This is a genomic window from Candidatus Pantoea soli, from assembly GCF_007833795.1.
Lineage (GTDB): Bacteria > Pseudomonadota > Gammaproteobacteria > Enterobacterales > Enterobacteriaceae > Pantoea > Pantoea soli.
Genome location: NZ_CP032702.1, coordinates 1,802,045 through 1,824,638 on the forward strand (window position 1 = coordinate 1,802,045; position 22,594 = coordinate 1,824,638).

The window sequence follows — 22,594 nt, forward strand, 5'->3', positions numbered from 1 at the left end:
TTTCTCTGGCGGGTTTTTTCATCAACGGGAGTGAAAAATGAGAACGTTCAAACGTGGGCTGCTGCTGGCGCTGCTGCCGGTTTCAGCCTTCGCGGCACCGGTATTTACGCTGCAATCGCCGGATTTTCAGGATGGCGGCATGCTGGAGAAGGCCTTTGCCGGCAACAAACCGGGGAATGCGGCCTGCACCGGGGAGAATGTCTCACCGGCGCTGAAATGGTCCGGCGCGCCCGCCGGCACCCGCAGTTTTGCCCTGCTGATAACCGATCCGGTCGGGGCAAAAGGGCTGGGGGTAACGCACATGGTGGCCTATAACATCGCCGCCAGCCGCAGTGCGTTTGCCCGGGGCGCGCTGACGCAGGGTACCGGCTACACCGGCGGCCGGAACACGCCGGGCACCGCACACTATTACGGCCCTTGTCCGCCTGCCGGCAGCGGCATGCATCACTACAATTTTGTGCTGATCGCCACCGATCTCCCCGCCGATCAGCTTCCGGCCGGGCTGACGCAGGATGAACTGGTCAGCAAGCTCAGGGGGCACGCGCTGGCCGGGGCGACGCGGGTCGGGCGTTTCACCAACGATAACTGACGCGGTGAAGACCGGGTGACAACGCCACCCGGTCAGCAACACGCGGGATTATGCCGGCGGATAGACGGAGTGGCTAAGTGTACCGCGGCGATCCAGCCCGCGCGCGCCCAGCCACAGCAGCGCGGTGACCACCCAGCCAATGATCCAGGAGACATCGTTACCGGCAAACAGCCACGTCAGTGAACCGTGATGAATCGGGTTATCGATAAACGGCAGCTGCACCAGCACGCCAAGAAAATAGGTCACGATGCCCGGCCAGTTCCAGCGTCCGTAGCGGCCATCCGCTCGCGAGAGCGCAGGGATATCCACCTTGCCGCGGGTGATCAGATAAAAATCGGTCAGGCTGATGGCGCTCCACGGGACAAAAAAAGCCAGCAGAAACAGCAGGAAATGGGTAAAGGATTTCAGGAAGGCCGGCTCGCTGATGAGCGCTATCGCGCAGGCCAGCGACACCATCAGCACCACAAACAGGATGCGGCCGCGGCGGCTGATGGCGGACTGCTGGCGAAAGCCGGAAACGATGGTGGAAAGCGACATAAAGCTGCCGTAGGCGTTGAGCGTGGTAAAGGTAATTTTGCCGAAGCAGATAGCAAAGTAGATCACCATAGCCATCGTCGCGCTGCTGCCAAGGCTGACGATGTAGCCCACTTCATTGCCGGCAAAGGCGCTGCCAGCGATGGCCGCCACCAGCACGCCCAGCGTCATGGAGGCCTGCGTGCCCAGCACGGTGCCAAAGAAAACGCAGCTGAACAGGCGCGGCGCGCTGACATCGGCGGGCAGGTAGCGTGAATAGTCTGACACATAGGGGCAGAAAGCAATTTGCCACGACGACGCGAGCGACACCGCCAGCAGGAAACTGGCGGGCGTGAAGTGCCGGTTCTGCCAGACCGCCGCCAGATCGTGCGTGGAGAGCAGGGTGATAAACAGGTAGAGAAAGGCAAGCACGCCGATCGCGCTGGCGATTTTGCCCAGCTGATGGATTACGCGATACCCCAGCACCGCAATCACCATAATCAGCGCGCTGAACAGTATCATCCCGGCGGCATTGCTGACGTGAACCAGCTTAGCCAGCGCCTGGCCGGCCAGCACCGTGCCGCTGGCAGAAAAGCCGACATACATGATGCACACCAGCACCAGCGGGATCACCGCCCCCAGCACGCCAAACTGCATGCGGCTGGTGATCATCTGCGGCAATCCCAGGCGCGGCCCCTGAATGGCGTGCAGCGCCATAATCGCCGCCCCCGCGATCTGGCCCACCAGCAGGCCGATAATCGACCACACTACATCGCCGCCCAGCACCACGGTCAGCGCGCCGGTGACGATGGCGGTAATCTGCAGGTTGCCACCAAACCACAGCGTAAACTGGCTGATGGGATGGCCGTGGCGTTCATTAAGCGGAATGTAATCAATGGAACGGGTTTCAGACAGGCGCTGTTTTTCCCGGCCTGCCTGTGCTGCGGCAGTAGAGTCGGCTGACATAGTTTCCTCGCTTAAGCGGCAAAAGGGAGAGTCTGCAGTGATGGCGTGCTGGCGTAATCGTCACGAAGCGTACATGTATATACATGTAGCGATATTGTCACGCGGGTCAGTGTCTGACAAGGCGGCGGGTCATTGGAAATTGTGATGACGCTGGCAAGCCTGCAAGGATGCGGGGATCGGACAGGCCAGAATGATCAGCAATAAGCAGCAGAGCGCGGACAGGCCGCCTGCTGCCACCACAGCGGCGAAAGCGAGCCGGTTGCTGGCGGGTGTGGCAGCATACCGCACGGCGCGCCGGCTGGCGCAGCATGTGTCGCCTGCGTTTCCGGCCGGCGCAAAGCCGGGCACAGCGGCCGCCGCGCTTACGGACTGACCGCCAGCTGCAGCGTATTGGCCGATAACACCCGGCCGCCGCCGTCAACAATCTTCGCATCAATCCGGAGCGGCGTACGGTCAACCGGCGACACCGGCAGATCGACAATTTTGCGGCCGGAATCCGCAGCGATATTGACCGGCTGGCGATCGTCAGCCAGCACCCGGTTGCCCTGTTTGACCGTCCACACCAGCGTGCTGCCAGCAAAAGCGCGCGGGCGATCGTTGATGATCCACAGCGAGATCTGTCCGGGCTGGCCGGCTTTCCACTGCAGCGTGTGCGGGTCGATCGACGGCAGCAGCGGCTGATAAGCCTGCTGCAGGGCGTAATAGCCCTGTTTGGGCTGCCGCAGATAATCCACCACGCCCCAGTTGATGGAGGGCCAGGTTTCGACAAACATAAACTGGAACAGCGCCGTTACCGGCTGGAAACGCTGACGCCGGTAGCTCTCCGCAGCCAGCGCAACCAGCTGCGCCTGATAGCGCTGGGTGTTGGTGATAAAACTCTCCATCGTTTCGCCGCGGGCGATCCCGGCGTTTTTAAACGTCTGGATAGGCTGAAAGTTATGGTATTTCCAGCGGGTCCACTTCACATCGCCGGGCTCGGTGGTGGCCGGCCACCAGTCGCTGCGCGGGATGATGGTCTTCAGCGTGGCGAGGCGCGGCAGGGCCTGGGCGCCAAATTCCGTCACGGTGGCGGTTTTGGCAGGCTCCAGTAATTTCTCCAGGGTGCCAAAATACCAGCCCGCCCAGTAGTGCTCCTCAACGGCAGAGAACGGATGCACAATGCGGCTCTTGTCTTCTGCCAGCGTTGCTGCCACCCGATCGGTCAGCTTGCGGTTGAGATTGTTATGCCAGTCGGGAAAACGCTTCTCCATCCACGGCGAGTTAAACGGCGGTTCGTTCTGGCCGCCCCACACGATAATCGCCGGCGAGTTGCCGAACTGCTCCACCATGTCCCGCGTCTGCTGTACCGCGTTATCCGCAAAGGCGTCTGAATCGTTATAGCCCCACTGCAGCGGCACATCCTGCCAGATCATGATGCCCAGCTCATCCGCCACCTGATACAGCGGGCGACCGGCCACGTGACCGTGCACGCGAATGGCGTTGGCATTCATCTGTTTTACCAGCGTCAAATCGCGCCGGTAGCGGTCGGCATTCATGGTGCTGAGCCAGGGCGAGCCGATGTAATTGGTGCCTCTGATGAACACCCGCTGATCGTTCACCCGCCAGCCCTGATTGTCAGCCAGCGCGTCGACTTTGCGCAGCCCGGTCACGCTGCTGCGGCGATCCATCACGCCCCGGGCGTCGCTGAGCGTCGCGCTGACCCGATAAAGATGCGGTTTGCCATAGCCCACCGGCCACCACAGGCGCGCCTGTGGCATCGGCAGCGTGACGCTCAGCCGCTGTGCTTTGCTGCCGGTGGCCTTCAGTTTCACCCGCTGGCGCAGGGTAAACCGCTGGCCGGTGAAATTGGCCGGCGTTGCCTGCACGCTCAGGGAGGCGTGCGCATCGGCGGGGGCGCGATAAACCAGTTCGGCGCGCAGCTGCGGCTGCGATAACCCCTGCGACCAGTCGGGCCGCAGAATCAGCGTATCGATGGTGGCACCACGGCTGACGCGCAACCGCACCGGCGCCCAGATGCCACCGGAGTTGGCATCCTGTCCCTGCGGCGACCAGGCACCACCGGGACGGGAATCGTGCTGGTTAAGTATGCCCTTCATCAGATTCTTGCGCAGCGGCCACTCTTTGTGCACATCTTCCAGCGGGCTGTCCACGCGAATGGTCAGCTGATTATGGCGGCGCAGGCTGTCGGTGAGATCCACGCTAAAGCGCTGAAAATACCCCTCATGGTGTCCCAGCGCGCGGCCATTCAGCCACACATCGGCAAAGTAATCGACGCCATCCATCTCCAGTGTGACGCGCTGCTGCGGCGACAGGGCGGGTAACGAAAATGCCCGCCGGTACCAGAGCGCGCCCTGATGGTCATAACCGGCGGCATACCAGTTGGCCGGCACCGGCAGGGTGCGCCAGCCGGTGCCCGGCAGACGCCCGTTGTCGGGTGCCGGCTGATTCGCATCGTGAACTTTCCACGGCCCCGCCAGCGACCAGCTGACCGGCGACACCACCGGCGCGGCCAGCACCGGGGCGCAGCAGACCAGCATCAGGGACAACGTAGCCTGTTTCATACATCCTCCTGCAGGCGTTCAAGCTGAAGCCGGACCTGCTGCGCCAGGGCAGCCAGGCGTGACACGGCGTCGCGATCGGGTGGCTGATGCTGCCGCGCCTGCTCCTCCAGCTGCTGCAGGAACTGCGTCAGTGCGTTAAAGCCAAAAATCGAGGCTTCGCCGCGCAGCTTGTGGCTGATGCGGCGGATGCGTTCGTTATCCGCGTCCTGCAGCGCCAGCGTCAGCTGGGCGTGCAGATCGGGCAGCGAGCCGGCAAACAGCGTCAGCAGCTCCTGCAGTAGCGTCGCCTCCAGTCCCAGCTGCTGCGCCAGCGCCGCCCCGTCAGAAACCGGCGGCGCGGCGGGCGGCGTCGCTTCCGGCAACGCCATCACGCGCTGAATTTCACTGTGCAGCGCCTCTTGGCTCACCGGTTTAGCGATGTAGCCGTCAAAGCCAATCTGCAGGCAGTACTCCTCATCACCCTTCATGGCATGCGCCGTCATGGCAATAATGCGCTGGTGGCGCGGCGGCGAGGCGACGGCTTCGCGCTCCCGAATCAGCCGCGTGGCCTGTTCGCCATCCAGCTCCGGCATCTGCAAATCCATCAGTATCAGGTCCCAGCGGGCGTGCTGCAGCTGGGTCAGTGCATCAATGCCGTTGCCGACAATGGCAAACTCGTGCCCGAGCCGGGTAAGGAAATGGGCCGCAAGCTTTTGGTTCACCAGATTATCTTCCGCCAGCAGAATGCGCAGCGAGGTAGCGGCAGTCTGGGGCGGTTCGGTGCGTTCACCGGGATGATCGGCGGCTGGCCGCGGCTGGTTGTTGAGCGCGGCGAGGATTACCTCATACAGCTCACGCTGATCCACCGGCTTGCCAAGGAAATAGTTCACGCCAATCCGGCTGAGCTGTTCGGCGTCCATTGACCGGCTCATGGAACTCAGCATGATGATCTGGCTGCTGCGAAAAGCCGGATTGGCGCGGATCTCCAGCGCCAGCGCAATGCCGTCTTTGTCCGGCATCTGTGCATCCAGCAAAATCAGCGGGTAGACCGGGTGCGTTTGCAGCAGCGCCAGCGCATCGGCGGCGCTGGCGGCTAAGGCCGGCAGCAGCCCCATATTGCGCAGCATATCGCTCATCAGATGCCGGTTGGTGGCGTTGTCATCCACCACCAGTACCGGTAGCTGCGCAAGGCGCGGTGAGGTTTTCAGCGCGTCGGCGGCGTCCTGCGCCGGCAGCGGCAGCGAAAAGCTGAAGACGCTGCCGCTGCCGGGCTCACTCTGTACCTTCAGCTCGCCGCCCAGCCGTTCAGCGAGGCGCGCCGAAATGGTCAGGCCCAGCCCGGTGCCGCCATATTTGCGTGTGGTGGAGGTGTCCGCCTGGCTGAAGGATTCGAAGATCAGCTGCTGCTTCTCCAGCGGAATGCCAATGCCGGTGTCGCGCACGCGAAAGTGCAGCCGGTGCGTGGCGGCATCACGTTTTACCGCCAGTTCCACTTCACCCTGATGAGTGAACTTCAGCGCATTGCTGACCAGGTTGGTGAGGATCTGCCGCAGACGGACGGTGTCGGCGACAAAAGTCTGCGGCACCTCCGGCGCGACATTAAGCAGCAGCTCAATATTTTTTTCCGACGCGGCGGGCATCAGCGGCCGCATGATCGCGTGCAGGAAGGGGCGGATCTCAAACGTCTCTTCATCCAGCTCTATTTTGCCGGCTTCAATTTTCGAGTAATCCAGGATGTCGTTGATAATGCGCAGCAGCGTATGCGCTGAGTGGTAAACCAGCGTCATGTATTCGCGCTGTTCAGCCGTCAGCCGGGTATCGAGACACAGCTGCGTCATGCCGAGGATGCCGTTCATCGGCGTGCGGATTTCATGGCTCATGTTGGCGAGAAACGCGCTTTTCGCCTCGTTGGCGCCGCGCGCGGCGGCCACCGCCTGCAGCGACAGCTGTTCCGCTTCTTTACGCTTGGTGATGTCCTGCAGCGTGCCAATCACCCGTTCCGTGCCGCCGTCGACGGTGACGCTGGCTACCTGACCGGAGAGCAGCATCCAGCGGTAATTGCCGTTACGGTGTAACAAACGGATTTCCCGCTCAAACACCGGCAGCTGCTGGTTACTGGCAGAAGCAAACAGCTGCTGCAGCGGTTCGCGATCGTCGGGATGCAGCAGGGTATCGAGGAAGCTGGCGCTGTAGTGCCAGGTCTCGCGCGGATACCCCAGCATGTTCAGCAGCGCGTCGTTGACCTGCAGCAAATCATGCTGCTGCTGCCAGTCCCAGATACCGATCTGCGTCGATTCGGCGGCCAGCACAAAATCGGCGTGCAGCTGCTGGCGTGATTCGTTAATCATTGTAAAGCCGGACATATCGATATGCAGGCTGACAATGCCGCCGTCCGGCGTGCGGTTATGCTGCACAAACACCTGCCGGTTGCCGATGCGGCGCATCTCGCTGTGGTTATCCAGCCGGCAGCGGCTGACCAGGTTGTCGGCCATCGCCTGACGACTCTGGGCGTTTTCTGTCATGTACACCGTGGCGATGAACGCTTCTGCCAGCGCTGTCAGCGTCATCCCGGTGTGGATGCAGTGCTCCATACCGGGATAAAAGCGCACCACCTGCTGGTTCCAGGCCACCAGACGCTCCTGATCGTCGTACATCAGCATGGCTGCGCGCAGTGAGTCGAGCGCTTTCGGTAGCAAACTATCCGGCATGCAGGCCTCCTTAATCGCTGGCCGGCGCGGTTTCACCCTTTACAAAGGGAAAGCAGCGCGAAGGCGGGTTAAAAGGATCGTTTGTCTGGCGGCGGAAATAGCTGTCGGCAGGCAGCGTAGCGCTGCCCAGCAGCGGCCCCATATTGGCTTTGAACAGCAGCGCTTCCAGCACCATCGCGTTGGTGGAGAGGGTGATGGCGCGGTTGTAATCGCCGGTCGCCTCCACGCGCCCTTCATACCAGCCGCGCTTATCGTCATACTGCAGGCGCGTCATCTGCATCAGCGCATCGGTAAAGGGCGTCTGCCAGAGCGCCCACAGGCCAAACACCGCGCGCGTTGAGACCTGTGCCAGCGTGGGCACCCATTTTCCGTCGTCGGCCAGGGTGTTCCACGCGTAGCCGTTGGCGAACAGGGTGTCATTGACATGCCAGGGCGGTGCCGCAAGGGTAAAATCGCTGCGCGCGGTCAGAATGCCTTCACGCTGCCAGCGCAGCTCCTGAGCGCGATAGACGTTGCTGGCGCGCTGCCGCTGCTGCCGGATGATCTCGCGGTCGGCCCCTGGCAGCTCCCAGCCATACTCCAGTCCGCTCAGCACATAGGGCGTCGTGGTAATGGCGCTGGGGGTCCAGGTGGTGCGCGGATCGCGGCTGTCCACATCCAGCGCCAGTCCGTAAATAATCACGTGCTGAGCCGGCGGGCGCAGCGAGCGATCGTTGGCAAAGCCCCACAGCCCGAGGCCCGCCGCACTGTATTCGCTGTCACCGAGCCGTCCTTCCGGCCGCACGCGCAGCTGCTGCTGCTCGGCCAGCGCGGCGTTGAGCTGCCCCTGTTTATCCACCACCGGACAGAAGTTCCAGCGCAGCACCACGCGCTCAAGGTATTCGCTGTACTGCGGATGAAACGCCGCCACAATGCGCAGCGCCATCATCAGCCGCGCCAGATCGCGCGAGGACCAGCCAATGACCTGCGGCGTATTGCGGTAGCCAACCATGGCGAGGGTTTGCGTGTTATACAGCAGGTTAGGTATGCCGCTCTGCGTCAGCGGCAGGCGGTTCAGGCTGCCCAGCAGCTGCGTCAGGCGGCGGTCAAACGTCGCATCATCAATCAGCCGCAGCTCGCGCGCCGCGGTCAGCGCAATCAGGCTGTCACCCATCTGCCACAGGCTGGTCACCTGGCGCCTGTCGCTGCCGTTGACCAGGCCGCTGCTCTGCTGGTTGTTTTCAAAGTAACGCCAGGCGACGGCCGCCCAGCGCTGCTCTTCATCGGTCAGCGCACCGGTGCGCGCGCTGGTGTGCCAGCCACCGTGCGTCAGCCAGCGCCAGCCGGCGGCGTCGTGCCGCGCCAGCAGCCAGGCGCTGCCCGCCACCGCCAGCAGCAGTAATAACCCGGCAAGGCGAATTACTGTTTTAGGCATGAGGTGGCTACCGGCGGTAATTTCACAGGCGCGGAGCTGTCACAGCGGGCGCATTTACAGGCGCTGCATTTCGGCGCGGTGCGTACCGCCGTGCCGGTCTGATCGCACCAGGTTTTGATGCCCGGCGTAACGCTGAGGAACGGCCGGTTGCGCGGCTCGTTGTTCTGCTCAAACACATCCACCAGACGCTTTTCCCACAGCGACGGGGCATAGCTTGTATTGCGCGGGTCGTTGGTATTGAAGCGCAGCAGCTTGCCCTGTTTTTTAAACATCAGCGCTTCCAGCATGATGCCGTTGTTGTTGGCGGTGAACTCTTTGATCGGACCGTCGCCGTTTTCATACAGGCCTTCGTAGTAGCCTTTGTCCGGTTCATCGGCGTTTTCTATCGCATCAAACAGGCGGTCGGTGTAGGGCGAATCCCACAGCACCCACATGCCCAGCGCGGCTTTCAGCGAAACCGCGGCTACATTCGGCACGTACTGACCTTTATCCGTGATGGTGTTCCAGTTAAAGCCGTCGCTGAAGATGGTGTCATAAACGAAGTACGGGGCTTTATCGAGCTGGTGTTCCGAGCGCGCCGTAAGCGTGCCGGTGATCATGTAGCGGTTTTCCTGCGCCTGATACACGCGGTCGGCGAAGTTCTTCATCCACGGGTGCGAGTGGTTGTTTGGACGCTCTTCCCGATCGTCGGCGTTGTCCCAGCCCATCTCCAGCCCGTGCAGCAGGTAGGATTCGGTCACCACATAATTGTGCTGATTGGTCAGGCGCGGATCGCGCGAATCATAAGGCACCAGTACGCAGTAAATATCGGCCAGCGCGTAGGGCTCCGGCTTGCTTGCCTGGCAGGTGGTAAACCCCCACAGCTGGTAGCCGGAGGCGGCGTACTCTTCATATCCCAGGCGGCCTTCCTGCACATACTGCGGCTTTTTGTCCTTATCCAGATAAGCACCGTACAGCGTGCCGCAGTCATCCACCACGTGGGTGAAATCCCAGCCCAGCACCACGTTATCGATATTGTTGGCGTGCTCCGGATAGCGCTCTTTAATAATTTTCAGCCACAGCAGCATGCGGCCGATATCGATGGCCGAAAAGCCGATCTCACCCGGCTTGTTGAGGTAGTCCACCTTTTGCCCGGTGATGGTGTTATACGCTTTGTTCGGCACCTGATTCTGAAACAGCACCAGCTTGTTGAGCGTGGCCATAAACTGCAGAAAACGGCGATCAAACTCCGCTTTATCAATCAGCCCCAGCTCGCGCGCTGCGGTGAGCGCAGCCAGATAGGAGGCGCTGTCCCACATGGTGGTGGAGGGGTATTTGTTGACCGCGTTCACCAGCCCGGTGGTGGGCTGATAGTTCGCGACGAAGTAAGACCAGGCGTTTTTTGCCACGCGCATTTCACGCGGCGTCAGATCGCCGTGGCGGCTTTTATAGTCCGAGGCGGGCAGGCTGACCGCCGCCTGCAGCGACGGGGCGAGTAACGCCAGCACCAGCAGCAGCATCCTGCGCAACCCAGACAAATGTAGTGATAGCACGCTCATTGCGGTCTTACTCCTTATGACGGTCGGTGGCTGGCGTGGAATGCAGGCAGCCCAGACAAAGTAACTGGCCGTGGGCGATGTAGGAGAGGCTCTCAAGCACCATCGCGTTGGTATCGGCGGTGAGGGCGGCGTTCGGGCTGCCGTCCGGATTAAAGCCGGCTTTCCAGCCTTTGCCGGGCTCCAGCATTGGCAGCATCTGCTGGCGCAGCGCTTCGCTCCAGCGATTGCGGAACAGGGCGTACCAGGCAAACGCCGAGCGGGTAGAGAGCAGCGCGCGCTCGGGTAAGGTGGCACGCGTGGTGTCGGTTTGCTCCTGCAGCGGCAGGGGCTGTTTGCCCGGCAGGCTGCCGGTAAAATCGGGTGCCTGTTCGGCGTAGTCGGCATTGATATCGCCGCGCGCGTCCGGTTTGCCGGTGCGCTGTTGCAGAATCTGCATAATGCGCCAGCTGATTTCTGCGCTGCGTGCATCGAAACCCTGCTCCAGTCCGGTAAGCAGATAGGGCTGGCTGATCAATGCCGGCTGCTTGCCCCACGGCGTACGCAATCCCTCATCAGGCACGGCATGGCCGTCGATATCGATCAGCTTCAGGCCATCCGGCGGCTGGCTGACGGCCAGACCGGCCGCGCTGTTAATCAGACGCAGCACGCTGCCGGCGTACAGGCGATAGCCATAGCTGCCGCGCGGATCGTCCGGTGAAATCACCCAGCGGTTTACCGGCAGGCTGGCGGCCTGCGCACCGCTGCTCTGTAACAGGGCACTGAGCTGCCAGTGCGCCAGCAGCTGCTGCACCGCGGCGGCATGCTGCGGATAGCGCCATACCAGCACCTGCAGCGGCATCAGCAGACGCCCCATATCAATGGCGGAGCCGTTGACCGGCGGGTCCTGTATCAGCGGCGTCAGCGTATCGGCCTGATAAAACGCCGCCGGCAATCCGTCCGCCTGCAGCGGCAGCTGGCCCAGCGCGTCCAGCGCCGAGCTGATGCGATCGTCAAACTCGCTGTCCGGGATGATATCAAGCTGACGTGCCGCGATGGTCGCCAGCAGATAACTGCCGCTGCTCCACAGGCTGAGCCAGGGGGTGTCCGCTTCCGCGTTAGCCAGCCCGTTTGGCTGGGTGTTGTTGACAAAATATTGCCAGGCGACGCGCGCCCAGACCGCCTCATCAAACGTCAGCGCGCGCTCAGCGGGCAGCGGTGGAAAATCTTTGCTCAGTATGATGCCGTCGGTGGTTTCCACCCGCGTCGGCATCTGATGTTCCACCCACAGCACAATGGCGAACCCGATCAGAAAACCAATCAGGATTGTCAGGTAACTGCGCGCACTGTATAACCCCGCTTTAAGACTCATCCGGCCCGGGTCTCCTCGCTGTCAGGTGGCGTCCACATTGCCGCCATGATCATGGGTAACATCGCGGCGATATTGACCGCGCCCCAGAAGATGTTGATAACGTAGCCCGAGGGATCGTCCACATTGCCGCGCGCCACCTGAATCCCGCCCCAGATCAGCCCGAGCAGGGTAAGCAGCACAATCGCCAGCTGCGGTTTCACCAGATAGAGGAAACGACCGGACTGCCGCTCTTTTGGTGTCACGTGAAACTTAATCTTTTCCCCGCGCAGCACGGTGCTGAGTGCGCGTAAATTCACCGAGAAGAACGCCAGGTAGGAGGATCGTCCGTCCCAGGCGGAAATACCCCAGGTGCCAAACATGAACGCCAGCTCCGAGACAATAAAAAACGGCAGAAAATGCAGATAGAAGGGCGTGGAGTAGGCAGACACCGGCGGGATGCCGGTGAACAGGTAGACCAGCGGCGAGATCAGAAAGACGGTGTTCCAGATACAGGCCAGATAGGACCAGAAGGTGGTGCCATACATCAGCGTCTGACCGAGGCTCAGCCTGAAGCGCCGGCGGCTGAAGATCTTATCGTGGAACAGAATGTCCAGCGAGCCCGCGGCATACTTAAAACGCTGAATCATCCATGTCAGCAGGTCCTGTGGCGACAGCATTTTCGATTCAATGCCCGGGTGCATGACAGAGCGCCAGCGTCGCCCGGCATCGCCGTGCAGCACGATCGAGGTATAAATATCCTCAGAGACGTGAAATTTGTAGGGCGTAAGTTCGGTGTCGGCAATCACATGCGGGCGCATGGCCAGGCTCAGCGCGGCGCGCGTCTCTTCGTCGCGAATATCACGGGTATAGCGCGCGATCTCCTCTTCAACGTTGAAGGCATAGCTGCGCAGTGCTGCCTGCATCACCGCTTCACGCCGGTGCACCGAGGCCGCGCCGCAGCAGAACGCCGCATTGGCCCAGTTACGGCGGCGCAGAATCACGTCATAAAACATGCGCGGGTCGTTGAAGAACGGATCGCTGCCGATAGTCAGCCGGCCAAACAGCTTCTCGCTCAGGCTGCCCAGCACAAAGCCGGGCCAGCCCGCTTTGCGTTTCAGCCACACTGGCAGCCGCTCGCCTTCCGGCAAATCATAAAACCACTGTGGCGTCTGCACCCAGGCGACGTCCGGATCGCGGAAATAGCCCAGCGTGTGTTGCAGCAGCGTCGGAAAGACGCGCGTATCCGCATCGCAGATCACCAGAAAATCGCCGTCAGTCTGCTCCATGCCGTTACGAATATTGCCCGCTTTGAAGCCGATGTTGTTATCACGCGTGATGTAGCTGACGCCTTCCTGTTCACACACCGCGCGCATCTCCGCGCGGCGGCCGTCGTCCAGCACGTGTACGGTGAAATCCAGCGCCGCCGGATAGCGCATTTTGCACGCATCCTGAATAGAGAGCCTGACCAGCTCCGGATCTTCAGAATAGGTGGCAATAAACAGATCGACTTTCACCGGCCGATCGAGGGTCTGGTCGGCGGGCAGCAGGCACTGATTGATCGTCTCCGGCGGCGGTGGGCAGGCCGGATCGCGGACCTGCCAGATATTGATGGTAAACAGCAGCGTGCCCACCCACGCCAGGGTTTCCGCCAGCGCCAGCGGTACGGCGTACCACAGCGCATCCACGTTCAGCGATTCCATCCAGCGCCAGCGAATGTAATTGGCACCGAGAATCAGCCCGGCAACCGCCAGCGTCTGCCAGGTGTACATCACCCAGCGCGGCGTCTGCAACGGCGCGGGCGGCCGTCGCGATTCAAAGCGTGAAAAGTAGTGTTCCATAGCGCCCCGTCACCTTTCCTAAAGGTTTGTCATCCCACCCGGTGTCAGCCCTGACGCAAATTAAATAAATGATATTTAATATAATTTATGAAAAATTCTTATGTTTTAAGCCGGGCGGCTGGCTGGTACATAATGCACGCCGCTCTCCCATCCTGCTAGTTATAGTAATAAATTACAGTTATTTACAGGAATTATTTGAAATTTTTACCCGACGCGTGACTTAACCTGCAACACGGCTACACTTATTTTTACACGCTTATCTGTGGCTTTGCTTATGCTTTTAAGATGATTATCTTCACCGGGGTTAATGCTTTATGGCCGATCAGGTGCTCACCGCCAGACCCGCTTCCACCGACATACGCGCATGGCGTTACGCTATTCCGGGACGGCGCGATCTGCGCATCGATATGTTGCGTGGCATTGCGTTAGTGATGATGGTGGTGGCGCATACCGAACTGCTGTCGGTGCTGAATATCTTTACCTGGGAGCGCTTTGGCCTGACCACCGGTGCCGAGGGGTTTGTCATCCTCTCCGGGTTTATGCTGGGGATGCTCAACCGGCAGCGGCTGCAGAAAGAGGTGTTGCTGACCATCGGCTGGACGCTATGGCGGCGGGCAGGGAAAATATACCTGGTTAACATCCTCATTATCCTGCTGATGCTGCTGCTTTCCCGGTTGCCGTTCGTAAATACCTTTGAGGTCACGCACTTTGTTGATCGCTACGCGGGCACGGTGTGGGCGCTGTTTCCCACCACGCCGCAGATCAAGGAGACCTGGTTCAACATCATCCTGTATCTGCAAATCGGGCCCCATCAGACACAGATCCTCGGGCTGTATATCTGCCTGCTGCTGGCCAGTCCGCTGTTTTTGTGGCTGCTGCAGGCGCGCCGGGCCGGCTGGCTGATCCTGCTGTCGCTGGCGGGCTATGTCAGCTATCAGCTGTGGCCGCTGCGGCTGACCGTCTCAGAATTTGAGTTTGCGTTTCCGCTGCTGGCCTGGCAGCTGATTTATGTGCTGGGCATGTGCTGCGGCTGGTACAAAGAGGAGCTGATGTCACTGGCGCGCACACTGCCGGGCAAAATCACCATCGGCATCATGCTGGTGTATGCGCTGGTAATGATGTTTATCGCACAGAATCATACCAACCCGTTTATGCCGCCGGCGCTGCTGATGCACGTGATTCCGCCGGCGGATTTCAACTGGTTTTACCATCATCTGGCGGCGAAGAACGCCCTCGGACCCTGTCGCGTGCTGAATGATTTTTCTCTGATGCTGCTGGTGTACCTGGTGCTGACCTGGTGCTGGCAACCCATTGCGCGCGCCGTGGGCTGGTTTTTGATCCCGCTGGGACAGCACTCGCTCTATACCTTCATTTTGCATGTGTTTGTGGTGCTGGGCGTCAGCCAGTTTGTGCCGTTTGATTTGTGGCACCACGCGTGGATCCGCAACACCTTTATCCACCTCGCGGCGCTGACCCTGCTGTGGTGGATGGCGAAAAAAGAAATTGGCGGTCGTTTTATTCCGAATTAACAGAGGAACGAAGATGGGATACTGCGGGCGGACAGGGAAGACAGGGCAATGGCTACTGCTGGTGGCCGTTACGCTGGCCAGCCAGCCGGTACGGGCAGTGGCCACCGATAACGAATCGGTGTCGGCCAGCAATGAACCCATTCAGGCGGGGGTCTTTACCAGCCGCTGGGGACGGCTGTTTTCCGGTAACAAGGATAAATTTTCCGGCGCGCTGAGCTTTTCCAGCGGCCTGAAGGATCAGTGGCTGACCATCCCTAACGGCTCAGAATCCGCCCGGCAGAAAAAGAAAATTAATCAGCTGCTGAACCTGAGCCTGCAATATTCCCCTTACAGCTACTGGTTCGCCAATATCACAATGCGTGCGCCGATAACGGATTTTGATAAATATACCAGCGATTTTCGTTACAGCTTCGGCTATGACGACTGGCATCCCAACACCTTTAGTCTGGTGTACAGCAACTACGGTGATAACCATTTTTTCCCTTCCGGCAACGCGCGGCGTACCTACTTTGAGCAGGGCGCGTTTACCTTTGCATGGAAATTTTCGCTGCCGAAAGCGCTGGAGCGTCATCTGTTGATCAACAAGGGGGATGCACTGACCTGTCAGGTCGGCTACAGCTGGGTGCCGCGTTATTACTCGCTGGCCGACAATGGCATCCGCGATAACAAACAGGTGGCGCTGGGAGGCTGCGGCTACACCTTTAAGCAGCACTTCTTTATTCGCGCCACGGCCTTCTGGTATCCGCAATCCGATCAGCAGCAGCCGTGGAACGGTGACTACAGCTACAGCTTCGGCTATGCCGGTTATACGCCCGGCTCGCTGTCTCTGCAGTACAGCAACTACAGCGGTACCCGTTTTCCTGGCCGCAGCAACGCCAACGCAAAGTTCCGCGAAGGGACGGTGTCGCTGATTTGGTTTCTACCGTTTTAGGAATCTCACGATGTTAACGTTACAGCCGCAATCCGTGCTTATCGTGGATGACGCCGCCACCTGGCGTAAGCTGCTTTCCGGCCTGCTGCAGCAGTGGGGATATGACGTCTATGAAGCCGAAAACGGCGAGCAGGCGCTGGCGATGCTGGCCCGGCATCCGATTAATCTGCTGCTCAGCGACTGGGAGATGCCGGTTATGGATGGACTGACGCTGTGTCGTCAGGTCCGGCAGCAATTTCAGCAGCGCTACATTTACCTGATCCTGCTGACGGTGCGGGAAAGCACCGACGATCTGCGCGCCGGTTTTGAAGCCGGCGCAGATGATTTCCTGCGCAAACCCGTGAACCGGGTGGAGCTGCAGGCGCGGCTGCACGCCGGCGAACGCATCTTACAGCTGGAGCAAACCCTGGCGCGGCGCAATCACAGCCTGAGTGAAGCGCTGCAGCAAATTCAGCTGGATTTACAGGCCGCTGCGGCGCTTCAGCAGAGCATCCTGCCGCCGCATGCGATGCGTCACGGCGACTATTTTGCCGACTGGCTGTTTATTCCCTCCGCGTGGGTCTCCGGCGATATTTTCAATGTCTTTCCGCTGGATAAGCAGGCGATAGGTTTCTACAGCGTGGATGTTTCCGGGCACGGCGTCTCTGCGGCGATGATGTCGGTGGCGGTGGCGCGGCAGTTTCTGCATGGCCGCACGGTCGAGCGTTTTCTGTATGACGGCGACGCGATTACGCCGCCTGCCCGCGTCGTGCAGATCCTGAATGACCGGTTTATGGCGCAGAGCAGTGACGTCACCAGCTATTTCACCATGGTCTATGGCGTCATTGATCGGCATAGCGGCGCAGGGCGGCTGTGTCAGGCCGGACATCCGACACCGCTGATTGTTTCGCCGGACGGCAGTCTGCGTGAGATTGGCGAGGGCGGGCCGCCGGTCGGCCTGCTGGATACGCTGACGTGGGAAGAGGTCTCCTTTACGCTGGCGCCCGGTGAGCGGCTCTGTCTGTACAGCGACGGCATCAGTGAATGTGAAAACCCGCAGCAGGAGATGCTGGGTGCCTCCCGTTTCGCCGCGCTGCTGGCCGAGCACGCGCGGCTGCCGCTTGCACAACAGCTGGCTCAGATTCACGCCCGGCTGAATCTCTGGCGCCAGTCGCCGGACACAAGCGACAGCGCGGCGGGCGATGATATTTCGCTGCTGATGATTGAACGGCAGCCGCTTAGTGAACAGGAGCAGATAAATGAAAATTGATACAGAACAGATTGATAACGTGACGCTGCTGACGCCGGTGGTGCGCCGGCTGGATGCCTCGGTGGCGATGCGTTTTAAAGAAGCGATTCTCGCCACCATTGCGCAGGGGCATAACCAGCTGGTGCTGGATTTTTCCCGCGTCGATTTTATCGACAGTAGCTGTCTGGGGGCGCTGATCTCCATCCTGAAATCGCTGAGCAACGGTGGCCAGCTGGTGCTGTGCGCGCTGAATAGCAATATCAACAGCATGTTTACGCTGACGCGCATGGATCGGGTGTTTACGCTCTGTACCGATCGCGACGACGCGCTGAGCCGGCTTCGGTAAGGGGGACCCATGTCGCACGTTTTACACCCGGTCACGCTGCAGCTGCCCGCCACGCTCAACAGCCTGACCACGCTGGGCCACGCGCTGCGGGATTTCCTGACGCCGCTGCACCTGAGTGAAGGCTGGATCTATCCGCTGGACCTGGCGCTGTGCGAGGCGGCAAGCAATGTTATACGTCATGCGTATCGCGATGACGCGGGGAAATCATACCGCGTCAGCTTTGCTGGCGACGCGCAGGGCATCACGGTGACGCTGTATGATTCCGGACTGCCGGTGCCGGAGGAGAAACTGCAGCAGGGCGCACCGACCGGGGAAGACTGGCCGGACGCCATGAGCGAAGGGGGAAGAGGGTGGCCGTTGATTTTTGCCAGCGTTGACAGCGTGCACTATCAACGCGGCGCGGAGGAAAATCAGCTGACGCTCTGGCGGGCGCTGCCGCCAGGGCACTAGCGAAACAGCTTCTGCACAAACTCAATATAAGCGGGTCGCCAGACATCCATTTCGTGGCCCAGCGCCGGATAACTGTGCCAGTCGTGATCGATTTTCAGCTGTTCAAGCTGCGCTTTCAGCGCGGTCATATCGCGCCCGGTAATGATGTCCTCTTCGCCTGCGGAGAGCGACAGCAGCTTCAGCTGGTGGTTGACGGCGGAAGCCTTCTTCAGCTGCGCGCTGACGCGAAAATCCGGCACGGTTTCGGTGGTGACACCGCTGAAAATGCCCAGCCAGGCAAACTGATCCAGATGGCGCATTCCGCTGACCAGCGTCTGATAGCCGCCCTGCGAAAGCCCGGCCAGCGCCCGTCCCTCCGCATCGCTGCGCACGTTGTAGCGCTGCGCGATATGCGGAATGATCTCCTGCGTCAGCTCCTTATCTGCGGCCAGCGCGTTGCGGGCATAAAAGGTGTCACGCCGCGTGGCGGGCGCGAACGTTTCCGGCACGATGCCGGCCATATCGGTCTCAGTGTCCGGTATCACGACCAGCATCGGCACAATTTTCCCTTCTGCCAGCAGGTTATCCATAATCTGCGGCAGCCGCGCCTGGATTAACGCTGAAAGCCCGGTATCGCCAAACCCGTGGTAGAAGTAGAGCACCGGTAAGGCCTCCTTGCGGCTGTCGCTGCCCGGCGGCACCCAGACGGAAAGCTGTCGTTCGCGGTCCAGCACCGTGGAGTGCCATGTCAGGGTATGAATTTCGCCGTGGGGAACCTGACGTTCATCCAGCAGGCTGCCCGGTACCAGAATCAGGCTGGTGTTAACCTGCCGCTGAGGCTTTGGCATGGCGCTGCCGGTATCGATGCTGCGAAAGCCATCCACGTTAAAAAAGTACTCATATAAGTTCGGCTGCAGCGGCGCACTGGTAAACGACCAGATGCCCTGATCGTCTTTTTGCATGGGGTGCGAGACATAGCGGTCGGGCGTGGCGCCGGTCACGACATCGACCGCGTGAGCCGCAGGTGCCCAGAGCCGCCAGGTGACGCTGCTGTCGGGATTCACGGCGGAGATCCAGCTGGCGGGTGCCAGCGTTTCTGGTGGCCGCTGCGGCAGTGCCTGCGCGCAGGCCGGGCCCAGCCACAGGGCACACAGAACCGGCAGTAAAGGGCGATAACGCATCAGATTTCCTTACCAAAAAAGACACCCTGTAAGTGTGGCAGATTTTGCCCGGAAGCGCGGCTTTTCACTTGCGGAGCAGCAAAAGACGCAGGCGACGCAAAAAAACGGCCGAGCGGAGCGCTGAATTCACCACAGACGCTATAACTTACTATTCCTGTTGCAACGCTCTGACTGAGGTATTCAATGGAAAACACCACGCAGCTTGACGATATTTCACAGGATCTCTCCGGGTTTGTGGGAACGCATTTCGTTTACACCTACGATAACGGCTGGAAATACGAGTGGTATGCCCGCAATGCCACCACCTGTGACTACCGCATTCATCAGGGGCTGGTCGGCGGACGCTGGGTCACCGGGCAGGCCATGCACGCCGTGCAGTTCGCCCCCGGCATCTATAAAGCTGACTGGCATGAGCCAACCGGCACCTGCGTCAGCCTGCTGTTCGATCTGAACCGGAAAGTGATTCACGGTACCATTTTCTTCCCGCAATGGATTGCCGGTGAAGGACAACATCCGGAAAAAACCATCTGCTATCAGAATGAATTTATTGAAGATATGCACCGTTTCCGCGATGAAGGGCCGGCATACCCTTACGTGATCATTCCCGAGTTTGCCCGGGTGACGTATATGAAAAATGAAGGGCCGGACAATGATGCGGTGATTAACATGCCGCCGGGACAAATGTCCGCTGACTATTTTGACGACAAATAGGGCGCAGAAGGCCTGCAGGCAAAGGCTTTGGTGACCCCGGCATCGGCGCGGGCAGCATGCTTTTCGCCGATGCTGATGATTTATAACTAATAAAAGCAGGAGAGTGGCGCGCCGGGACGTTATAACCGCTATGCTTATTACGGGCACGAGATATTACCGCTAAGTTATTAACGGGAGTGACTGACTACGTATGCTGCTACGAAAGAAGAAAATCCGTTCTCACAGTGAAGACCGGCTGCTGGCGCTGACACTGGCTACCACTGCTGGTATCCTTAATGCGATGGCGTTTGGCGCCTTTGGTTTTTTCCCTTCACATATGACCGGCAACACCTCACAAATCTCTGCGGAGGTGACCGGCTCTGACCTGCACGATCTGCTGTTTCTCGCCGTACTGATTGCCGCCTTTGTCACCGGCGCCATGCTGTCACGCCTTGCGGTAGCCTTTGGGCTGAAGCGCAATCTGCGCACCATATATTGTCTGGTGCTGCTGGCCGAAGGCGTGGCGCTGGCCTTAACCGCGCTGGTTGAAATTTTGTGGTATTCAGAGCGCAATAACGGCGAAATTCTGGTGACGCTGAGTTTTCTGATGGGCATCCACAATTCCACCTCGACGCAGCTTTCTTCCGGCCGGGTGCGCTCCACGCATGTGACGGGCACGCTAACCGACGCCGGCATCGCGCTCGGTTCCTGGCTGCGCGCCTCGCTGAGTCAGAGTGAAGCGGCAGACCGGGCGCTGCACCGTACCGTGCTACTGACGCATATGGTGACGATCTTTTCCTTTTTGTCGGGCTGCGTCGCCGGCTATCTGTTGTTTAAGCTGCTGGGATTTGAAGCCATGACCGGCCTGGGTATCGTGCTGGCACTGATTGCTGCAGGTGGCATTGCGCGAACGCTGCATTTAACCGGCGTGCGCTTCTGGTAACGCTGAGCCAGACGAAGCCGGTTTTCCGTGCAACGCAATCGCATTGCACAGTAAACCGGCAACGCTACGTGAAATCTGGCCGAAAGCGCAGGGCAGTGATGCGTTTTTTACGCGTAGCGCCGGCAGACGTGCTGGCGTGATACAGCATCGTAATGCACGCAGGCACGCTGAGCGGCGATGTGCTGTATTCAGCCTGATTTACCCAGCGTCCAGGGATTGGGCGCTGCATCATCCGGTTTGTTGGCCATATCATTGAGTGAATCCAGATAGAGTGCCTCAACCTCGGCCCGGGCCCACGGCGTGCGGCGTAAAAATTTGAGGCTCGACTTAACGCTGGGATCGTTTTTAAAACAGTTGATGTTGATGAGCTTACTCAGTCTGGCCCAGCCATAATGGGCGACCAGCGCGTTGACTTGCATTTCAAGCGTAATGCCGTGCAGCGGATCGTTGGATCGATGGTCGTTCATGAAAACCTCTGAAATGTTGACGGCAGGATACTGGAAAGGTGAGGGAACGGCAATGCGGCAACCCGCACGATGAAGTGAGCATCCGCCGAACGTTTACGGCGCGTTTTCAGATCATGATTCACATCAGGCTGGTTAGGGGGTCACACGGGAAAGCACAACACAGGAAATACGTCACCCGATACCTTATTTAACATAATATACATTATGCGCCATCAGGCAACATGCAGGAAAGACGGGATTCTGGCGGCGTTCTGCGGCGATTACCGCGGCTGGCTGTCGCTTCATAACTGGCTGTCGCTTCATAAAATGACACAGCCGCGTGGCAGCGCTCTGCTGGCTACGCGGCTGTGTATGCGCATCGTTGCTGAAGGCTTAGCGAGTCAGCTCACGACGTACAATGTCGGCACCGGCGCTCAGCGCGCTCAGTTTGCCCCGCGCCACCTGACGTGACAATGGCGCCATGCCGCAGTTAGTGCACGGATACAGTTTATCGGCATCGACAAACTGCAGCGCTTTACGCAGCGTGTTGGCCACTTCTTCCGGGGTTTCAATGGCGTTGGTCGCCACGTCAATCGCACCAACCATCACTTTCTTGCCGCGGATCAGCTCAATCAGATCCATCGGCACGCGGGAGTTCTGGCACTCCAGCGAAACAATATCAATGCCGGATTTCTGCAGCTTCGGGAAAATCTCTTCGTACTGGCGCCACTCGCTGCCGAGCGTCTTTTTCCAGTCGGTGTTGGCTTTGATACCGTAGCCGTAGCAGATATGCACGGCAGTTTCGCATTTCAGACCTTCAATCGCCCTTTCCAGCGCCGCAATGCCCCAGTCGTTCACTTCATCAAAGAACACGTTGAAGGCAGGCTCATCAAACTGAATGATGTCCACGCCGGCGGCTTCCAGCTCGCGGGCTTCCTGATTCAGAATCTTCGCGAACTCCCAGGCAAGCTTTTCACGGCTTTTATAGTGGCTGTCATACAGCGTGTCGATCATGGTCATCGGCCCCGGCAGCGCCCATTTAATCGGCTGCGAGGTTTGCTGACGCAGGAATTTCGCGTCCTCAACGAAAACCGGTTTCTGGCGCGATACTTCACCGACCACGCTCGGCACGCTGGCATCATAGCGATTACGAATCTTCACCACTTCGCGCTTCTCGAAATCAACGCCGCTCAGGTGCTCAATGAACGTGGTGACGAAATGCTGACGCGTCTGCTCACCATCGCCGACGACATCGATACCGGCCTGGCGCTGATCGTCCAGCGCCAGACGCAGTGCGTCACGTTTGCCTTCGGCTAAAATTTCGTCCTCCAGTTTCCACGGCGACCACAGCGTCTCCGGCTGAGCCAGCCAGGCGGGTTTTGGCAGGCTGCCTGAAGAGGACGTCGGTAATAATTTATTCATAATCAATAACCTTGTA

Annotated in this window: 18 protein-coding genes; 8 read left to right on the top strand and 10 right to left on the bottom strand. The window is 59.8% G+C overall.

Features of this window, described 5'->3' with window-relative positions; all coding sequences use genetic code 11:
• The first annotated feature begins 37 nt into the window (after positions 1–37).
• Positions 38–589: a YbhB/YbcL family Raf kinase inhibitor-like protein gene (locus D8B20_RS08380; RefSeq protein WP_145888436.1), complete on the top strand. Its 552-nt coding sequence runs from the start codon at positions 38–40 to the stop codon at positions 587–589.
• A gap of 48 nt (positions 590–637) precedes the next feature.
• Here D8B20_RS08380 and D8B20_RS08385 read toward each other — a convergent pair whose 3' ends face one another.
• From D8B20_RS08385 to D8B20_RS08415, 7 genes are all read right to left on the bottom strand, one after another.
• Positions 638–2,068 (bottom strand): purine-cytosine permease family protein, encoded by a 1,431-nt coding sequence (locus D8B20_RS08385; RefSeq protein WP_145888437.1) that lies wholly within the window; start codon positions 2,066–2,068, stop codon positions 638–640.
• A gap of 362 nt (positions 2,069–2,430) precedes the next feature.
• Positions 2,431–4,629: a glycoside hydrolase family 2 protein gene (locus D8B20_RS08390; RefSeq protein WP_145888438.1), complete on the bottom strand. Its 2,199-nt coding sequence runs from the start codon at positions 4,627–4,629 to the stop codon at positions 2,431–2,433.
• Entirely contained in the window at positions 4,626–7,316 is a 2,691-nt protein-coding gene (locus D8B20_RS08395) for a hybrid sensor histidine kinase/response regulator (RefSeq protein WP_145888439.1), read from the bottom strand. The genes D8B20_RS08390 and D8B20_RS08395 overlap by 4 nt, the downstream gene beginning before the upstream one ends.
• A 10-nt stretch (positions 7,317–7,326) precedes the next feature.
• On the bottom strand, positions 7,327–8,730 hold the full coding sequence (locus D8B20_RS08400) for a DUF3131 domain-containing protein (protein ID WP_145888440.1): 1,404 nt from the start codon (positions 8,728–8,730) through the stop codon (positions 7,327–7,329).
• Entirely contained in the window at positions 8,715–10,229 is a 1,515-nt protein-coding gene (locus D8B20_RS08405) for a DUF3131 domain-containing protein (RefSeq protein WP_261388090.1), read from the bottom strand. Before D8B20_RS08405 ends, D8B20_RS08400 begins: the two co-directional genes overlap by 16 nt.
• Positions 10,230–10,275: 46 nt before the next feature.
• Entirely contained in the window at positions 10,276–11,616 is a 1,341-nt protein-coding gene (locus D8B20_RS08410; RefSeq protein ID WP_145888442.1) for a DUF3131 domain-containing protein, read from the bottom strand.
• Complete coding sequence (locus tag D8B20_RS08415; protein ID WP_145888443.1) at positions 11,613–13,433, bottom strand: glycosyltransferase family 2 protein; 1,821 nt, start codon at positions 13,431–13,433, stop codon at positions 11,613–11,615. Before D8B20_RS08415 ends, D8B20_RS08410 begins: the two co-directional genes overlap by 4 nt.
• Before the next feature lie 314 nt (positions 13,434–13,747).
• Here D8B20_RS08415 and opgC point away from each other — a divergent pair, with 314 nt between their 5' ends.
• Genes opgC through D8B20_RS08440 form a run of 5 tightly spaced genes read left to right on the top strand, consistent with a single transcriptional unit; the run spans position 13,748 to position 17,917 of the window.
• A complete protein-coding gene (gene opgC, locus D8B20_RS08420) occupies positions 13,748–14,962 on the top strand; it encodes an OpgC domain-containing protein (protein WP_145888444.1) in 1,215 nt (404 codons plus the stop codon).
• 13 nt (positions 14,963–14,975) lie between these two features.
• Positions 14,976–15,893, top strand: coding sequence for a hypothetical protein (locus tag D8B20_RS08425; RefSeq protein ID WP_261388078.1), 918 nt, complete (start codon positions 14,976–14,978; stop codon positions 15,891–15,893).
• Between the two features lie 10 nt (positions 15,894–15,903).
• Complete coding sequence (locus D8B20_RS08430; protein ID WP_145888445.1) at positions 15,904–17,142, top strand: PP2C family protein-serine/threonine phosphatase; 1,239 nt, start codon at positions 15,904–15,906, stop codon at positions 17,140–17,142.
• Complete coding sequence (locus tag D8B20_RS08435; RefSeq protein WP_145888446.1) at positions 17,132–17,467, top strand: STAS domain-containing protein; 336 nt, start codon at positions 17,132–17,134, stop codon at positions 17,465–17,467. The genes D8B20_RS08430 and D8B20_RS08435 overlap by 11 nt, the downstream gene beginning before the upstream one ends.
• Positions 17,468–17,476: 9 nt before the next feature.
• On the top strand, positions 17,477–17,917 hold the full coding sequence (locus tag D8B20_RS08440; protein WP_145888447.1) for an ATP-binding protein: 441 nt from the start codon (positions 17,477–17,479) through the stop codon (positions 17,915–17,917).
• Here the strand turns inward: D8B20_RS08440 and D8B20_RS08445 are convergent.
• Positions 17,914–19,077, bottom strand: a complete 1,164-nt coding sequence (locus D8B20_RS08445) for an esterase (RefSeq protein WP_145888448.1) — start codon at positions 19,075–19,077, stop codon at positions 17,914–17,916. The genes D8B20_RS08440 and D8B20_RS08445 overlap by 4 nt on opposite strands.
• A gap of 183 nt (positions 19,078–19,260) precedes the next feature.
• Between D8B20_RS08445 and D8B20_RS08450 the strand changes: the two genes are divergently transcribed.
• The gene (locus D8B20_RS08450; protein WP_145888449.1) at positions 19,261–19,788 is read left to right on the top strand and encodes a phenolic acid decarboxylase; all 528 of its coding nucleotides are present in this window, start codon (positions 19,261–19,263) and stop codon (positions 19,786–19,788) included.
• Positions 19,789–19,978: 190 nt separating this feature from the next.
• Positions 19,979–20,710: a YoaK family protein gene (locus D8B20_RS08455; protein ID WP_145888450.1), complete on the top strand. Its 732-nt coding sequence runs from the start codon at positions 19,979–19,981 to the stop codon at positions 20,708–20,710.
• Positions 20,711–20,898: 188 nt separating this feature from the next.
• On the opposite strand, the gene D8B20_RS08460 is transcribed toward D8B20_RS08455, so the two are convergent.
• Positions 20,899–21,177 (bottom strand): VF530 family protein, encoded by a 279-nt coding sequence (locus D8B20_RS08460; protein ID WP_145888451.1) that lies wholly within the window; start codon positions 21,175–21,177, stop codon positions 20,899–20,901.
• Between the two features lie 372 nt (positions 21,178–21,549).
• Positions 21,550–22,578, bottom strand: coding sequence for a methionine synthase (locus D8B20_RS08465; protein ID WP_145888452.1), 1,029 nt, complete (start codon positions 22,576–22,578; stop codon positions 21,550–21,552).
• Positions 22,579–22,594 lie beyond the last annotated feature (16 nt).

Excerpts from the sequence above, each read along its gene's own strand:
- D8B20_RS08455 (WP_145888450.1), top strand. The coding sequence starts at position 19,979 with ATGCTGCTACGAAAGAAGAAAATCCGTTCTCACAGTGAAGACCGGCTG.
- D8B20_RS08465 (WP_145888452.1), bottom strand. The coding sequence starts at position 22,578 with ATGAATAAATTATTACCGACGTCCTCTTCAGGCAGCCTGCCAAAACCC.
- D8B20_RS08445 (WP_145888448.1), bottom strand. The coding sequence starts at position 19,077 with ATGCGTTATCGCCCTTTACTGCCGGTTCTGTGTGCCCTGTGGCTGGGC.
- D8B20_RS08410 (WP_145888442.1), bottom strand. The coding sequence starts at position 11,616 with ATGAGTCTTAAAGCGGGGTTATACAGTGCGCGCAGTTACCTGACAATC.
- D8B20_RS08450 (WP_145888449.1), top strand. The coding sequence starts at position 19,261 with ATGGAAAACACCACGCAGCTTGACGATATTTCACAGGATCTCTCCGGG.
- D8B20_RS08390 (WP_145888438.1), bottom strand. The coding sequence starts at position 4,629 with ATGAAACAGGCTACGTTGTCCCTGATGCTGGTCTGCTGCGCCCCGGTG.
- D8B20_RS08460 (WP_145888451.1), bottom strand. The coding sequence starts at position 21,177 with ATGAACGACCATCGATCCAACGATCCGCTGCACGGCATTACGCTTGAA.
- D8B20_RS08415 (WP_145888443.1), bottom strand. The coding sequence starts at position 13,433 with ATGGAACACTACTTTTCACGCTTTGAATCGCGACGGCCGCCCGCGCCG.
- D8B20_RS08405 (WP_261388090.1), bottom strand. The coding sequence starts at position 10,229 with ATGCTGCTGCTGGTGCTGGCGTTACTCGCCCCGTCGCTGCAGGCGGCG.
- D8B20_RS08425 (WP_261388078.1), top strand. The coding sequence starts at position 14,976 with ATGGGATACTGCGGGCGGACAGGGAAGACAGGGCAATGGCTACTGCTG.
- D8B20_RS08435 (WP_145888446.1), top strand. The coding sequence starts at position 17,132 with ATGAAAATTGATACAGAACAGATTGATAACGTGACGCTGCTGACGCCG.
- D8B20_RS08395 (WP_145888439.1), bottom strand. The coding sequence starts at position 7,316 with ATGCCGGATAGTTTGCTACCGAAAGCGCTCGACTCACTGCGCGCAGCC.
- D8B20_RS08430 (WP_145888445.1), top strand. The coding sequence starts at position 15,904 with ATGTTAACGTTACAGCCGCAATCCGTGCTTATCGTGGATGACGCCGCC.
- D8B20_RS08385 (WP_145888437.1), bottom strand. The coding sequence starts at position 2,068 with ATGTCAGCCGACTCTACTGCCGCAGCACAGGCAGGCCGGGAAAAACAG.
- D8B20_RS08380 (WP_145888436.1), top strand. The coding sequence starts at position 38 with ATGAGAACGTTCAAACGTGGGCTGCTGCTGGCGCTGCTGCCGGTTTCA.
- D8B20_RS08440 (WP_145888447.1), top strand. The coding sequence starts at position 17,477 with ATGTCGCACGTTTTACACCCGGTCACGCTGCAGCTGCCCGCCACGCTC.
- D8B20_RS08400 (WP_145888440.1), bottom strand. The coding sequence starts at position 8,730 with ATGCCTAAAACAGTAATTCGCCTTGCCGGGTTATTACTGCTGCTGGCG.
- opgC (WP_145888444.1), top strand. The coding sequence starts at position 13,748 with ATGGCCGATCAGGTGCTCACCGCCAGACCCGCTTCCACCGACATACGC.